Origin of the sequence: Escherichia sp. E2661 (assembly GCF_004745185.1) — a bacterium.
Taxonomy (GTDB): Bacteria; Pseudomonadota; Gammaproteobacteria; order Enterobacterales; family Enterobacteriaceae; genus Escherichia.
Genome location: NZ_PDIG01000038.1, coordinates 15422 through 30211, shown reverse-complemented (window position 1 = coordinate 30211; position 14790 = coordinate 15422). Strand labels below are relative to the sequence as shown.

Here is a 14790-nt window from a genome sequence, read left to right as displayed (position 1 = left end):
AGAAACGATGAGTCAATTAAACAACGTCTGGGTCTTTAGCGATAATCCTGAACGTTATGCCGAACTGTTTGGCGGTGCGCAGCAATGGGGCCAACAGGTGTATGCCATTGTACAAAATACCGACCAGGCACAGGCTGTTATGCCTTATGGTCCAAAATGTATTTATGTTCTTGAGCAAAACGATGCACTGCAACGCACTGAAAATTACGCTGAAAGCATTGCTGCCCTGCTGAAAGATAAACACACCTCTATGTTGCTGCTGGCCGCGACAAAACGCGGTAAAGCGCTGGCTGCACGGTTAAGTGTGCAACTGAATGCGGCGCTGGTGAACGATGCCACTGCGGTTGATGTGGTCGATGGTCACGTTTACGCCGAGCACCGTATGTATGGCGGGCTGGCGTTCGCCCAGGAAAAGATCAACAGCCCGCTGGCGATCATTACCCTTGCGCCCGGTGTTCAGGAACCTTGCACCAGTGACGCCTCGCATCAGTGTCCGATTGAAACTGTGCCTTACCTTGCTCCGCGTCATGAAATTCTTAGTCGCGAACGCCGTGCGAAAGCGGCAAGCAGCGTGGACCTGAGCAAAGCAAAACGCGTGGTTGGCGTCGGTCGTGGTCTGGCAGCGCAGGATGACCTGAAAATGGTTCACGAACTGGCAGCGGCACTCAATGCTGAAGTCGGTTGTTCACGCCCGATTGCCGAAGGCGAGAACTGGATGGAGCGTGAACGTTATATTGGTGTCTCCGGCGTGTTGCTGAAATCCGATCTCTACCTGACGCTGGGGATCTCCGGGCAGATCCAACATATGGTTGGCGGCAATGGCGCAAAAGTGATTGTCGCCATCAATAAAGATAAAAACGCGCCAATCTTCAACTATGCCGACTACGGTCTGGTGGGCGATATCTACAAAGTCGTCCCTGCCCTGATTAGCCAGTTGAGTCGCTAATTCCCTTTCAACCACATCTCCCGCTGTGAAGACAGCGGGAAGGGAGCATAACGCATGTCGGATGACAAATTTGATGCCATTGTGGTCGGTGCGGGCGTTGCCGGTAGCGTTGCCGCATTGGTCATGGCGCGAGCCGGACTGGATGTCCTGGTGATCGAACGCGGCGACAGTGCCGGATGTAAAAATATGACCGGCGGGCGTCTTTATGCCCACACGCTTGAAGCGATCATTCCCGGCTTTGCTGCATCAGCGCCGGTAGAACGCAAAGTCACACGCGAGAAAATCTCCTTCTTAACTGAAGAGAGCGCCGTTACCCTCGATTTTCACCGCGAGCAGCCAGATGTTCCGCAACACGCTTCTTATACCGTATTGCGCAATCGTCTCGACCCGTGGTTGATGGAACAAGCCGAACAGGCGGGCGCGCAGTTTATCCCGGGCGTTCGCGTCGATGCGTTGGTTCGTGAAGAAAACAAGGTCACAGGCGTCCAGGCCGGGGATGATATTCTCGAAGCCAATGTGGTGATTCTGGCTGATGGCGTTAACTCGATGCTTGGCCGTTCGCTGGGAATGGTTCCCGCCTCCGATCCGCATCATTACGCTGTTGGCGTTAAAGAAGTCATTGGCCTCACGCCGGAGCAAATCAACGATCGCTTTAACGTCACTGACGACGAAGGTGCCGCCTGGCTGTTTGCCGGTTCCCCTTCTGACGGCCTGATGGGCGGCGGATTCATCTACACCAATCACGATTCCGTATCGTTGGGTCTGGTTTGTGGATTGGGTGATATCGCCCATGCGCAAAAAAGCGTGCCGCAAATGCTGGAGGATTTTAAACAGCACCCCGCCATTCGCCCACTGATTAGCGGTGGCAAACTGCTTGAATATTCCGCGCATATGGTGCCGGAAGGCGGTCTGGCAATGGTGCCGCAACTGGTTAACGATGGTGTGATGATCGTCGGAGACGCCGCAGGCTTCTGCCTCAATCTGGGCTTTACGGTTCGCGGAATGGATTTAGCCATCGCATCGGCCCTGGCGGCTGCCACAACGGCGATTGCCGCCAAAGAACGCGCGGATTTCTCCACCAGCAGTCTGGCGCAATACAAACGTGAGCTGGAACAAAGTTGTGTTATGCGCGATATGCAGCATTTCCGCAAGATCCCGGCGCTGATGGAAAACCCGCGCCTGTTTAGCCAATACCCACGAATGGTCGCCGACATCATGAACGATATGTTCACCATTGACGGCAAACCAAACCAGCCGGTACGCAAAATGATTCTCGGACATGCGAAGAAAATCGGGCTGATTAATCTGCTGAAAGATGGCATTAAGGGAGCAACCGCGCTATGAGCCAGAACGCTACGGTCAACGTTGACGTCAAATTAGGCGTCAACAAATTCCATGTTGATGAGGGCCACCCACATATCATTCTGGCGGCAAATCCCGACATCAATGAATTTCAAAAATTAATGAAAGCCTGCCCTGCCGGACTGTATAAGCAGGATGACGCGGGAAACATTCATTTTGATTCCGCCGGTTGTCTGGAGTGCGGCACCTGTCGGGTGCTGTGTGGCAACACTATTCTCGAACAATGGCAATACCCCGCAGGCACCTTCGGTATTGATTTCCGTTACGGCTAATTACGCTTCCCACAGGCCCGCACCTCGGGCCTGACGTTCTGTTTCGAGAGTTCAAAATGAAAGTGACATTAACGTTTAACGCGCAGCGTCGTGCGGCATATCGTCAGCAAGGGTTATGGGGCGATGCTTCGCTGGCCGATTACTGGCAGCAGACCGCTCGTGCGATGCCAGACAAAATTGCCGTGGTCGATAATCATGGTGCAACGTACACCTATAGCGCGCTCGATCACGCCGCGAGCTGTCTGGCAAACTGGATGTTAGCGAAGGGTATTGAATCAGGCGATCGCATCGCATTTCAACTGCCAGGCTGGTGTGAATTTACCGTTATCTATCTTGCCTGCCTGAAAACCGGTGCGGTTTCCGTACCGCTGTTGCCTTCCTGGCGGGAAGCTGAACTGGTATGGGTCCTCAATAAGTGTCAGGCAAAAATGTTCTTTGCACCGACGTTGTTTAAACAAACGCGTCCGGTAGATTTAATCCTGCCGCTGCAAAATCAGCTTCCACAACTACAACAAATTGTCGGCGTGGATAAGCTGGCCCCCGCCACCTCGTCTCTCTCGTTAAGTCAGATTATTGCCGACAATCCCCCGCTGGCCGCCGCAACATCGGTCCACGGCGATGAATTAGCGGCGGTGCTATTTACCTCCGGAACTGAGGGCATGCCAAAGGGCGTGATGCTAACGCATAATAATATTCTTGCCAGCGAACGGGCTTATTGTGCACGGCTTAACCTGACCTGGCTGGATGTCTTTATGATGCCTGCACCACTCGGTCACGCGACGGGGTTTCTGCATGGCGTAACAGCGCCGTTTTTGATTGGCGCCCGCAGCGTGTTGTTAGATATTTTTACCCCGGAAGCCTGTCTCTCGCTGCTTGAGCAACAACGTTGCACCTGTATGCTCGGAGCAACGCCGTTTGTTTATGACCTTTTGAATCTACTAGAGAAACAGCCTGCCGACCTTTCTGCGCTGCGTTTCTTTCTTTGCGGCGGCACCACGATCCCCAAAAAAGTGGCGCGTGAATGCCAGCAGCGCGGCATTAAATTATTAAGCGTTTATGGTTCCACAGAAAGCTCGCCACATGCAGTGGTGAATCTCGACGATCCTTTGTCGCGCTTTATGCACACCGATGGTTACGCTGCCGCAGGCGTGGAAATTAAAGTGGTCGATGACGCACGCAAGACCTTACCGCCAGGTTGCGAAGGTGAAGAAGCCTCGCGTGGCCCCAATGTGTTTATGGGGTATTTTGATGAACCTGAATTAACCGCTCGCGCGCTGGATGAAGAGGGCTGGTATTACAGTGGCGATCTCTGCCGCATGGATGAGGCCGGCTATATAAAAATTACCGGACGCAAGAAAGATATTATTGTCCGCGGCGGCGAAAATATTAGCAGCCGTGAAGTGGAAGATATTCTATTGCAGCATCCTAAAATTCACGATGCTTGTGTGGTTGCAATGCCCGATGAACGCTTAGGTGAACGTTCATGTGCCTATGTCGTGCTGAAAGCACCGCATCATTCATTATCGCTGGAAGACGTGGTGGCTTTTTTTAGCCGTAAGCGGGTCGCGAAATATAAATACCCTGAACATATCGTGGTGATCGAAAAATTACCGCGGACTGCATCAGGTAAAATACAAAAGTTTTTGTTACGGAAAGATATTATGCGGCGATTAACTCAGGATGTCTGCGAATTGATTGAATAAGTTTCATCTTCAGGGATCACGTAAACCCGGCGACAAAACGCCGCCGGGTATTTATTTTATTTCTTCAGTTCAGCCAGGCTTAACCAGGTTTGCACCACGGTGTCCGGGTTCAGAGACAGGCTATCGATCCCCTCTTCCATCAGCCATGCAGCAAAGTCTTCGTGGTCAGACGGCCCCTGACCGCAAATGCCAACATATTTGCCCTGTTTCTTCGCAGCACGGATCGCCATCGACAGCAGTGCTTTCACGGCGTCGTTGCGCTCATCGAACAGTTCAGACACCACGCCGGAGTCGCGGTCCAGACCGAGCGCCAGCTGTGTCATGTCGTTTGAGCCAATTGAGAAGCCGTCGAAATATTCGAGGAACTGTTCAGCCAGCAAGGCGTTGGACGGAATTTCGCACATCATGATGATTTTCAGCCCGTTCTCGCCACGTTTCAGCCCCTGACGCGCCAGTTCTTCAACCACTGCTTTCGCCTGATCCACGGTACGCACGAACGGGATCATGATCTCTACGTTGGTCAGTCCCATGTCGTTGCGCACACGTTTCACCGCTTCACACTCCAGCGCGAAGCAGTCGCGGAAGCTGTCAGAAACGTAGCGGCCCGCGCCACGGAAGCCCAGCATCGGGTTCTCTTCATGCGGCTCGTAACGCTCACCACCCACCAGATTGGCGTATTCGTTGGATTTAAAATCAGAAAGACGGACAATCACGCGTTTCGGATAAAACGCGGCGCCCAGCGTCGCGATCCCTTCGGTCAGACGGCCAACGTAAAATTCGCGTGGAGAATCAAAGCCTTTTATCATCTCGCGAATTTCATTTTGTAACTGTGGTTCCTGATCGTCAAACTCAAGCAGTGCGCGGGGGTGAACGCCAATCATGCGGTTGATGATAAATTCAAGACGCGCCAGACCTACGCCTTCGTTCGGCAGGCAGGCAAAGTCAAACGCACGGTCAGGGTTACCGACGTTCATCATCACTTTCAGTGGCAGGTCCGGCATGGTTTCCACGCTGGAGCTTTTCACACTGAATTCAAGCAACTCCGCATAGACGTAACCGGTATCGCCTTCGGCACAAGAAACGGTGACGTTCTCACCGTCTTTCATACGTTCGGTCGCATCACCGCAGCCCACTACCGCCGGAATACCCAGTTCACGAGCGATAATTGCCGCGTGGCAGGTACGACCGCCACGGTTGGTGACGATAGCAGACGCTTTCTTCATGATCGGTTCCCAGTCCGGGTCGGTCATGTCAGTGACCAGCACGTCGCCAGGTTCAATGCGGTTCATTTCGCTGATGTCATGAATGACTTTCACCGGACCCGCGCCGATGCGATGACCGATAGCGCGGCCTTCGGCGATAATCTTGCCCTGTGAATGCAACGTATAACGTTCCATCACCTGACCGCGAGAACGTACAGTTTCTGGACGTGCCTGCACGATAAACAATTTACCGGTGTGGCCATCTTTCGCCCACTCAATATCCATCGGGCGACCGTAGTGTTTCTCAATTTGTACGGCCTGTTTTGCCAGTTCCTGCACTTCTTCGTTGGTCAGCGAGAAGATGTCACGCTGTTCCTGCGGTACATCTTCAATTTTAACCTGCTTGCCGTGTTCCTGGGTCGGCGCGTAGACCATGCGGATTTTTTTCGACCCCATGGTGCGGCGCACGATAGCCGGGCGATTCGCTGCCAGTGTCGGTTTATGCACGTAAAACTCATCCGGGTTAACCGCGCCCTGCACGACCATTTCACCCAGGCCCCATGCGGAAGTGATAAACACCACCTGGTCAAAGCCGGATTCGGTATCAATGGAGAACATCACCCCAGAAGATGCGAGGTCGGAGCGCACCATTCGCTGAACACCGGCGGAGAGTGCCACGCCACGGTGATCGTAACCCTGATGCACACGATAAGAGATGGCGCGATCGTTAAACAGAGAAGCAAAGACATGTTTCACTGCCACGAGAACGGCGTCAAAACCCTGAACGTTGAGGAAGGTTTCCTGCTGACCGGCAAAAGAGGCGTCCGGCATATCTTCTGCGGTGGCGGAGGAACGCACCGCAAAAGAGGCATTTTCGTCATCGGCGGAAAGCTGTGCATAGGCTTCGCGGATGGCGTTTTCCAGCTCAGGCTGGAAGGGAGTGTCGATAATCCACTGGCGGATTTGCGCGCCCGCTTTCGCAAGCTGGGTAACATCGTCAATATCCGTTTTATCCAGCAGTTCATAGATGCGCTGGTTTACGCCGCTTTGGTCCAGAAACTGGTTAAACGCGTCGGCGGTTGTGGCGAAACCATTCGGAACGGAAACACCCATTCCGGAAAGGTTAGTAATCATTTCACCCAGGGAGGCATTTTTGCCCCCAACCCTGTCTACATCATTCATGCCGAGTTGGTTATACCAAAGCACCAGCGGTGACGAGCCATTGTTGGACATCGAACAATCCTTTTGTGATAAATGAACGGTTTGAGAAACACATTTCTGCGCATTTATCTTTGCATATTTAACCGGATGAAAAAAACGGTGAATCGTTCAAGCAAATATATTTTTTACTTTTTAAGACTGATCCCAGCGTTGCGCAAATCCGCTATCTTCAGTAATTTCCACATAAACCATCGGTATAAACGAAAGCGTAAAAATGAAATACTGTTTTCATAAAATATAAAATTGAAGGTTCATTTTATAAACCAGGCATAACCTTCTACGCTTCTGTACGTTTTTAATTTATGCTTTCATAGAATTATGTCTGCATCACGGGAAGAACAAAATGGATAATGCTGTTGATCGCCACGTTTTTTTATATTTCTGATGGTACGGCTATAACTGCGGAGGTATTAGGACACGCAGTGATGTCACAATTTCCCGTTACTATCAGCAGCATTACGCTGCCGTTTGTCGAAAATGAAAGCCGTGCACGGGCGGTGAAGGATCAGATTGACGCAATTTATCACCAGACAGGTGTGCGCCCGCTGGTTTTTTACTCCATTGTGCTACCGGAAATCCGCGCCATCATTTTGCAAAGCGAAGGTTTTTGCCAGGATATTGTGCAGGCGCTGGTTGCCCCTCTCCAGCAAGAGATGAAACTGGACCCGACGCCGATTGCTCACCGTACCCACGGCCTGAACCCTAATAATCTCAATAAATATGATGCGCGTATTGCGGCAATTGATTACACCCTCGCCCATGACGACGGCATTTCGTTGCGCAATCTGGATCAGGCTCAGGTGATCCTGCTCGGTGTCTCTCGTTGTGGTAAAACCCCCACCAGCCTGTATCTGGCGATGCAGTTTGGTATCCGCGCGGCAAACTACCCCTTTATTGCCGATGACATGGATAATCTGGTGCTACCCGCGTCGCTCAAACCGCTTCAGCATAAATTGTTCGGACTAACTATCGACCCTGAGCGTCTGGCGGCGATTCGCGAAGAGCGTCGGGAGAACAGTCGCTATGCCTCGCTTCGCCAGTGCCGGATGGAGGTTGCGGAAGTGGAAGCGTTGTACCGTAAAAATCAGATCCCGTGGATTAACAGTACCAATTATTCGGTAGAAGAGATTGCCACCAAGATCCTCGATATCATGGGCCTTAGCCGTCGAATGTACTAGAGAACTAGTGCATTATCTTGTTTTTTGTTATCATGCTAACCACCTGGCGAGGTGTGACACACCTCGCACTTGAAATCAGCTGCGATTGGTTTATCGTGATGCGCATCACTTCCCGGTAGTCCTGCCGTTGAAGCAACAAATTTCTGAGACTTGTAATGAACAGAACTGACGAACTCCGTACTGCGCGTATCGAGAGCCTGGTAACGCCCGCCGAACTCGCGCTACGGTATCCCGTAACGCCTGGCGTCGCCAACCATGTCATTGATTCCCGCCGCAGAATTGAAAAAATACTGAATGGTGAAGATAAGCGACTGTTGGTCATTATTGGCCCCTGCTCGATCCACGATCTGACCGCTGCCATGGAGTATGCCACCCGTCTGCAGACGTTGCGCAACCAGTACCAGTCACGACTGGAAATTGTAATGCGCACCTATTTTGAAAAACCGCGTACCGTTGTCGGCTGGAAAGGACTCATCTCCGATCCGGATTTAAACGGCAGCTATCGCGTTAATCACGGCCTTGAAATGGCACGTAAATTGCTGTTGCAGGTAAATGAACTGGGCGTTCCCACCGCAACCGAGTTTCTCGATATGGTGACCGGTCAGTTTATTGCTGACTTAATTAGCTGGGGCGCAATTGGCGCACGGACTACCGAAAGCCAGATCCACCGTGAAATGGCGTCAGCCCTCTCCTGTCCGGTAGGTTTTAAAAACGGTACCGATGGCAACACGCGGATTGCCGTGGATGCTATCCGCGCTGCCCGTGCCAGTCATATGTTCCTCTCGCCAGACAAAAACGGTCAGATGACCATCTATCAGACCAGCGGCAACCCGTATGGCCACATTATTATGCGTGGCGGCAAAAAACCGAACTACCATGCCGATGATATCGCCGCAGCCTGCGATACGCTGCACGAGTTTGATTTACCTGAACATCTGGTGGTGGATTTCAGCCACGGTAACTGCCAGAAGCAGCACCGTCGCCAGTTAGAAGTTTGTGAGGATATTTGTCAGCAAATCCGCAATGGCTCCACGCGATTGCCGGAATTATGGCAGAAAGTTTCCTGCGCGAAGGTACACAAAAAATCGCCAGCAGTCAGCCGCTCACCTACGGTCAGTCGATTACCGATCCTTGTTTAGGTTGGGAAGATACTGAACGCTTGGTCGAAAAACTCGCCTCTGCGGTAGATTCCCGCTTCTGAATGCGTGCCCATTCCTGACGGAATGGGCATCTCTGCGCAACTTGTTGTCTTCTCAACACATTACTGCTTGCTCTGGCTCGCCATAATATTGATAATAAGAATCATTGTTATATAAATTATTATTAATTTCTATGCGTTATACGGATAGCAGAAAACTCACGCCTGAAACGGATGCCAATCACAAGACCGCTTCCCCGCAGCCCATTCGGCGAATTACCAGCCAGACACTGTTAGGTCCGGATGGCAAACTGATTATCGATCATGACGGGCAAGAATATCTGCTCCGTAAAACTCAGGCTGGCAAGCTGCTGTTGACCAAGTAGCCTTTAACTCGAGCAGCTGACTTCAAGCCGTTTACCCCAGTCAGGTGGACGACTGACATAGTCATCATCCCTGTCGCTGAAAGGATTTCGCAACGCTTCATGCAGACGTTGTAATTCTGTCATATCGCCCTTTTCTGCAGCCTCAATAGCGCGTTGTGCCAGCCAGTTTCGCAATACCAGCGCAGGATTAACGCTCTGCATAAGTTGCTGACGTTCACTATCGGCAACTCCGTCTTGTTGCAAGCGCGCCCGATAACGCGTAAACCAGTCATCAAACGCCGCGCGGTCAATAAACTCATCGCGCAGCGGTGAAGCCGCACTGTGCTGCTCGGTCAGACTTAACATGCGGAATGTGCGAGTATAATCACTGCGCTCTTGCGCCATCAGACTGAACAATTCATTCAGTAGCGCATTATCCTCTTTTTGCTCCGTGATGAAGCCCAGTTTCTGCCGCATACGTTTTCCATAATGCGTCAACAAAACCTGTTGATAGCTTTCCAGCGCCTCGTTTAACGCGTCGACAGTGATAAACGGCGACAATGTCTGCGCCAGACGCTGTAAATTCCACAACGCAACGGCAGGTTGATTATCAAAGCTGTAACGTCCCTGATGATCAGAGTGATTACAAATAAAGCCCGGTTCATAATCGTCGAGGAAAGCAAATGGACCATAATCCAGCGTCAGCCCGAGAATCGACATGTTATCCGTGTTCATCACCCCGTGAGCAAAACCGACTGTCTGCCAGCTGGCGATTAACGAAGCCGTACGTGCGACAATATCGGTAAACCAGAGGCGGTATTTATCCTCTTCATCCTGAAGATGCGGCCAGTAATAGCGAATGGCGAAGTCAGCCAGCTGGCGAACTTTTTCCGGTTCCCGACGATAGTAAAAGTGTTCAAAGTGGCCAAATCGCAAATGACTCTGCGCTACGCGCATCAGCATCGCTCCTGATTCGACCGTCTCCCGGTAAACCGGCGTATCGCTGGTAACAATGCTTAAGGCGCGTGTCGTCGGAATGCCAAGGTGATGCATTGCCTCACTGGCAAGACTTTCGCGAATTGTTGAACGTAAAACCGCACGTCCGTCGCCCATCCGCGAATAAGGCGTCAGCCCCGCACCTTTCAGATGCCAGTCCATGGTGGTGCCGTCGGCAAACCGTTGCTCGCCGAGTAAAATACCGCGCCCGTCGCCAAGCTGCCCCGCCCAGACACCAAACTGGTGGCCACTGTAGACCTGGGCCAGTGGCGACATACCTGGCAGTAAAGTTTCGCCGCCCCAGACACCCGCGCCACTTTCAAACAACGACGATGGAACACCCAGCGTATTAGCCAGTTCGGCGTTATACCAAATCAACCGGGCATTATTTAAAGGCGTAGGGGAAAGCGATGTATATGTTGCCGGCAATTCATCACGCCAGCGGGTAATAAAAGACAGGGTCATAGATCCTCCTGTTTGATAGTGTAGACGGTTACTCTCGTCTTAAACACCAGCAAACAAGAGGGTTATCGCTGGACCAGCGTTGTTATCTGGCTCACGGGAACTGCGGGCCACAAACATCCCTGAAAAGCATGGAAACCAAACGGCACCATCTGCGCCAACATCTCCGGTGTATTAATACCAGCAGCAATAATACAATTGCAACAAGGTGAAATTTGCGCATGGAGCGCACGAATAAAAGGCGCGAAAGATTTATGGACTATTTGTTGCTGAATAAAACCTTTATCCAGCATGACGCGAGTGAAAAGCCCATCAAAAACAGCCTTCATTGTACTGTTGCCCGCACCCAAATTTCCCAAAACCAATGGGAAAATTTGCGATAAGTGCAAAAGTTCATAATTATCTTTTCCCTCATTAAGATGAGGATAATTTTCATTAATCATCAGTTCAGCAAAAGGAATTCTTAATAGTTTGCTTGCGTAATTATCCCTATCTAATAATAACTTTGCTACTTGTGGCGTTAAATTAATCCAGGCAAAGAGTTTGTGTTGAATAAAAAAAATGTTGGCATGATTTTAGTAATTCCAACTTTTCGGCAAATAATTGCCAATGCTGATCCTCTGAAAGTTGTGCAATAACCCGTGTCGTCGGGATGCGAACCGTACCGTCGTCACTGGAGAAATGGGTTATTAACTCAACCCCAACAAGATTTTGTTGGCTATCTCTTATCGGTAGAAAATAGTAATCAGAATGATAAAGATTCTCCAGTAAGACCTTCATGGTAACAGCCCCTCTCTACGGATTTTTTTCAACATCCAGATAAAAAGTTTGAGGCCATAAGGCATAACAAATACAGAAGGAATAACTTTCATTTGTTCCATGTTAACCACTTTTTCAGGGGTCCTTTTTTTAGATTATCCTGAGTATAAACGAATATTCCATTTGCGGTATTTTTGTCTGCAAAATACTACTGTATTCAGGAGTTAACAGACGGTGCGGTATCATCACCGTCCATTTATTGGGATACTAGATTCGTCTCGCCTGCCAGAAATTTTTCTGCCAGTAGACATTATCGAGGGAAGAACGCATCACCCCCTTGCTGGTAGAGGCATGAATGAATTGATTGTTGGTATCGTAAATACCCACGTGTAAACCATTTTGCCCGGAACCTGTTTTGAAAAAGACCAGATCGCCTGGCAGCAATTCTTCTTTATCAATTTGGGTACCGATAGCGGCCTGTTGTTTTGTTTCGCGTGGCAACTGCAAGTCGAAACGGTCGCGCATCGTCACAACCACGAAACCCGAACAGTCCACTCCACGTCGAGTCATGCCGCCATAACGATACGGCGTACCATGCCAGCTCTGTAGTTGATCGTTCAAACCGGCAATGACAGTAATGGAGTCAGAAAGCCTGGCGTTTGGCGGCGGCGCTTTATGATGGCTACACCCGGCCAGAAACAGTGCTGTAATTAAAATTAGGCAGAAACGCATTCCGTACGAATCCTCTGTTTTTTATTCTTGCATTAATTTAGCGTCGAAATTACCCGTTTTTCAAGATGCTAATGAAATCAGGTGGTCGAAATCAGCATTCGGTGACCTTCAATGTCCAGCCGACGGAAGCTCATACCATAAGCCTGGGCCAGATTCGGCGGCGTTAGTACTTCATCTCTCCGCCCACTGGCAAGCAGTTTTCCTTGTTTAAGCAACCACGCCCGATGCGCGTGACGCAATGTGTGGTTAAGATCGTGACTGCTCATCACAATCGCCACGCCTTGCTGACATAGCGCGCTCAAAATTTTATCTAACGCGCTTTGCTGGGCAACATCAAGGCTGTTCATGGGTTCATCAAGGAGAAGCAATTGACCTGCCGGATTCGCTTGCGGCGTAATTTGTAGCACCACCGCAGCAAGACGGACACGTTGCCATTCACCACCGGATAGTTGATTGGTGCTTCGACCGAGTTTGTCATCAAGGGCCAACGCCCCTGCGACATCATTTAGCAGATCGGTTCGCGTTTTATTGTGCTGGTGCATGGTCAGGTAATGCCAGACCGGCATAGCAAACGGCGGCGTCTGCTGTTGTGCAAGATAGGCGCGATGCAGGGCGAGTTTTGTTGCGGGCCAGGTATCCAGTGGTTTACCTGCAAACTGAATGCTTCCCTGACCACTGGTCATCCCCGCCATTCGCGCCAGCAAGGTGCTCTTGCCCGCGCCGTTCGGCCCCACCAGATGCAGGATCTCCCCTGCCCGGACCTCGCCAGAAAGCGGCCCCAGGCGGGTTGATTCCGCTACATCCTGTAACTGCATCACAATAGACATTATTTTGCCAACGCCAGTTTAATGCTTTCCATTACAATAGGATCTTCCGGTGTCATATCCGGGGAAAAACGCTGGATGACCTTTCCGTCTCTACCCACCAGAAATTTTTCAAAATTCCACAAAATATCATCAGGATACAGCGGTGCGCGACCTTTACTGGCCATTCGCGCGTAGAAACCGCTCTCTTCCGGTGCCACCGCCGTCGGCGCTGCGGCAATCAATTTTTGATATAGCGGATGACGACCTTCGCCATTGACCTCAATTTTACTGAACATTGGGAACGTCACGCCCCAGGTGGTGGTGCAATAAGTTTTAATTTCTTCATCACTACCTGGTTCTTGTTCAAGGAACTGATTGCACGGAAATCCCAGCACGACGAAACCACGATCGGCCCAGGCTTTCTGGATGTTCTCCAACTGTTCATATTGCGGCGTTAAGCCACACTTTGAAGCGACATTGACAATCAGCAGCACATTACCGGCATATTTCTCCAGCGTGGTCACTTCCCCGTCAATCGTCTTCACTACGGTGGTCAGAATGGGATCTTGCATCGTGTCTCCTGGATAAGGTCAGTAAAAATCTTAGCTTTTAATCATAGACCGTCTTTATGCGGCTAACGTCCTGCTTTTAACAATAACCAGATAAACACCGGCGCACCCAGGGTGGCGGTGACCACACCAATCGGTAACTCTGCGGAAGCCAGCGCCAGTCGAGCAACAATATCGGCAAGCAGCAACGCAGTAGCACCTGCCAGCGCGCAGCCGGGAAGTAATACCCGGTGATCGGTTAATCCGCACAGCCGCAGAATATGTGGGATAACCAGGCCAATAAACCCAATAGCGCCAGCCAACGCTACACTGACACCGACCATCCAACCGGTAGCCGCGACCAGCACATTGCGCCAGAGCCACAGTGGTAACCCCAGTTGTCGCGCCGAAATTTCACCCAGCGCTAACATATTCATTGGGCGGGACTGACAGCAAATACACAACAACACCGGAATCAAGGCCACCATCAGCCAACTTTGCCGCCAGTCTACACCACCAAAGCCGCCCATCATCCAGTACATCAGTTGGCGTAAATCAACAGACGTGGAAAAGTAGATGGCCCACGTCATTAACGCGCTACAGATGATACCCAGCGCAACACCAGCCAGCAGTAATCGGCTGGTTGAAAGATGACGGCGGGCAAAACGCAAGAGAATTAAGGTGATAATAAGCGCGCCAGCAATCGCACACAGCCCCAGCGCCCAGTTCGGTAACTGCCCTTGCCCGAGCAATACAGCGGCGATAAGCCCCACTCCAGCGCCGTTAGAGACGCCAAGCAGCCCCGGCTCCGCAAGAGGGTTTTCAAACAGCGCCTGCATGACCGCGCCTGATAACGCCAGCGCCGCGCCAACCAGCAATACAGCCAGGGTACGTGGCAGGCGAATTTGCCAGACGAACAGTTCGCCACGAGGAGTGAACCAGTCGGCAGGTGAAATCCATTGTTCACCAGCGCAAAGGCTTAAGAGAAGCGCCAGCAGCATCAAAACTGACAGGCATAATAACCAGCGAATATTTTGTCGCTGTTGGTGGCGGGCAAGTGTCAGCATGGTATCCGTTCTGCTGAAGTGTCATTCCGTTGA

Annotated in this window: 11 protein-coding genes and 3 pseudogenes; 7 read left to right on the top strand and 7 right to left on the bottom strand. The window is 51.1% G+C overall.

The genetic code is table 11. From position 1 onward, the window contains the following. Positions 1-7: 7 nt before the first annotated feature. From CRI63_RS20920 to fadK, 4 genes are read left to right on the top strand one after another with little or no spacing between them, the layout of a single operon-like run. A complete protein-coding gene (locus CRI63_RS20920) occupies positions 8-946 on the top strand; it encodes an electron transfer flavoprotein subunit alpha (RefSeq protein ID WP_135520657.1) in 939 nt (312 codons plus the stop codon). Between the two features lie 54 nt (positions 947-1000). Further along, positions 1001-2290: an FAD-dependent oxidoreductase gene (locus CRI63_RS20915; RefSeq protein WP_135520655.1), complete on the top strand. Its 1290-nt coding sequence runs from the start codon at positions 1001-1003 to the stop codon at positions 2288-2290. Next, positions 2287-2580: a ferredoxin family protein gene (locus CRI63_RS20910; protein WP_000081086.1), complete on the top strand. Its 294-nt coding sequence runs from the start codon at positions 2287-2289 to the stop codon at positions 2578-2580. The genes CRI63_RS20915 and CRI63_RS20910 overlap by 4 nt, the downstream gene beginning before the upstream one ends. A gap of 56 nt (positions 2581-2636) precedes the next feature. Beyond that, on the top strand, positions 2637-4283 hold the full coding sequence (gene fadK / locus CRI63_RS20905; protein ID WP_135520653.1) for a medium-chain fatty-acid--CoA ligase: 1647 nt from the start codon (positions 2637-2639) through the stop codon (positions 4281-4283). A gap of 56 nt (positions 4284-4339) precedes the next feature. On the opposite strand, the gene ppsA is transcribed toward fadK, so the two are convergent. Next, positions 4340-6718, bottom strand: coding sequence for a phosphoenolpyruvate synthase (gene ppsA / locus CRI63_RS20900; RefSeq protein ID WP_135520651.1), 2379 nt, complete (start codon positions 6716-6718; stop codon positions 4340-4342). A gap of 331 nt (positions 6719-7049) precedes the next feature. Between ppsA and ppsR the strand changes: the two are divergent. The 3 genes and pseudogenes from ppsR (at position 7050) to hemP (ending at position 9408) form a co-directional block, all read left to right on the top strand. Further along, positions 7050-7884 (top strand): annotated as a pseudogene (ppsR, locus tag CRI63_RS20895) (posphoenolpyruvate synthetase regulatory kinase/phosphorylase PpsR). A 155-nt stretch (positions 7885-8039) separates the two neighbouring features. Further along, positions 8040-9085: pseudogene (aroH, locus tag CRI63_RS20890) on the top strand (3-deoxy-7-phosphoheptulonate synthase AroH). A gap of 131 nt (positions 9086-9216) precedes the next feature. Then, entirely contained in the window at positions 9217-9408 is a 192-nt protein-coding gene (gene hemP / locus CRI63_RS20885; protein ID WP_001270810.1) for a hemin uptake protein HemP, read from the top strand. Positions 9409-9411: 3 nt separating this feature from the next. On the opposite strand, the gene selO is transcribed toward hemP, so the two are convergent. The 6 genes and pseudogenes from selO to btuC all read right to left on the bottom strand — a co-directional run bounded on the left by selO (position 9412) and on the right by btuC (position 14757). Next, positions 9412-10848 (bottom strand): protein adenylyltransferase SelO, encoded by a 1437-nt coding sequence (gene selO / locus CRI63_RS20880; protein ID WP_135520648.1) that lies wholly within the window; start codon positions 10846-10848, stop codon positions 9412-9414. Between the two features lie 62 nt (positions 10849-10910). Continuing rightward, positions 10911-11625, bottom strand: a pseudogene (locus tag CRI63_RS20875) (EAL domain-containing protein). Between the two features lie 246 nt (positions 11626-11871). After that, positions 11872-12336 carry an NlpC/P60 family protein gene (locus CRI63_RS20870; protein ID WP_130208276.1) on the bottom strand — a complete coding sequence of 155 codons (465 nt, stop codon included), beginning with the start codon at positions 12334-12336 and terminating at the stop codon, positions 11872-11874. Between the two features lie 77 nt (positions 12337-12413). Next, on the bottom strand, positions 12414-13163 hold the full coding sequence (gene btuD, locus CRI63_RS20865; RefSeq protein ID WP_135520646.1) for a vitamin B12 ABC transporter ATP-binding protein BtuD: 750 nt from the start codon (positions 13161-13163) through the stop codon (positions 12414-12416). Then, positions 13163-13714, bottom strand: a complete 552-nt coding sequence (btuE, locus tag CRI63_RS20860) for a bifunctional thioredoxin/glutathione peroxidase (RefSeq protein ID WP_130208280.1) — start codon at positions 13712-13714, stop codon at positions 13163-13165. The genes btuD and btuE overlap by 1 nt, the downstream gene beginning before the upstream one ends. A 62-nt stretch (positions 13715-13776) precedes the next feature. Next, the gene (btuC, locus tag CRI63_RS20855; protein WP_135520644.1) at positions 13777-14757 is read right to left on the bottom strand and encodes a vitamin B12 ABC transporter permease BtuC; all 981 of its coding nucleotides are present in this window, start codon (positions 14755-14757) and stop codon (positions 13777-13779) included. Positions 14758-14790 lie beyond the last annotated feature (33 nt).

Coding starts and splice junctions, on each gene's coding strand:
- CRI63_RS20920 (WP_135520657.1), top strand. CDS start 8: ATGAGTCAATTAAACAACGTCTGGGTCTTTAGCGATAATCCTGAACGT.
- CRI63_RS20915 (WP_135520655.1), top strand. CDS start 1,001: ATGTCGGATGACAAATTTGATGCCATTGTGGTCGGTGCGGGCGTTGCC.
- CRI63_RS20910 (WP_000081086.1), top strand. CDS start 2,287: ATGAGCCAGAACGCTACGGTCAACGTTGACGTCAAATTAGGCGTCAAC.
- fadK (WP_135520653.1), top strand. CDS start 2,637: ATGAAAGTGACATTAACGTTTAACGCGCAGCGTCGTGCGGCATATCGT.
- ppsA (WP_135520651.1), bottom strand. CDS start 6,718: ATGTCCAACAATGGCTCGTCACCGCTGGTGCTTTGGTATAACCAACTC.
- hemP (WP_001270810.1), top strand. CDS start 9,217: ATGCGTTATACGGATAGCAGAAAACTCACGCCTGAAACGGATGCCAAT.
- selO (WP_135520648.1), bottom strand. CDS start 10,848: ATGACCCTGTCTTTTATTACCCGCTGGCGTGATGAATTGCCGGCAACA.
- CRI63_RS20870 (WP_130208276.1), bottom strand. CDS start 12,336: ATGCGTTTCTGCCTAATTTTAATTACAGCACTGTTTCTGGCCGGGTGT.
- btuD (WP_135520646.1), bottom strand. CDS start 13,163: ATGTCTATTGTGATGCAGTTACAGGATGTAGCGGAATCAACCCGCCTG.
- btuE (WP_130208280.1), bottom strand. CDS start 13,714: ATGCAAGATCCCATTCTGACCACCGTAGTGAAGACGATTGACGGGGAA.
- btuC (WP_135520644.1), bottom strand. CDS start 14,757: ATGCTGACACTTGCCCGCCACCAACAGCGACAAAATATTCGCTGGTTA.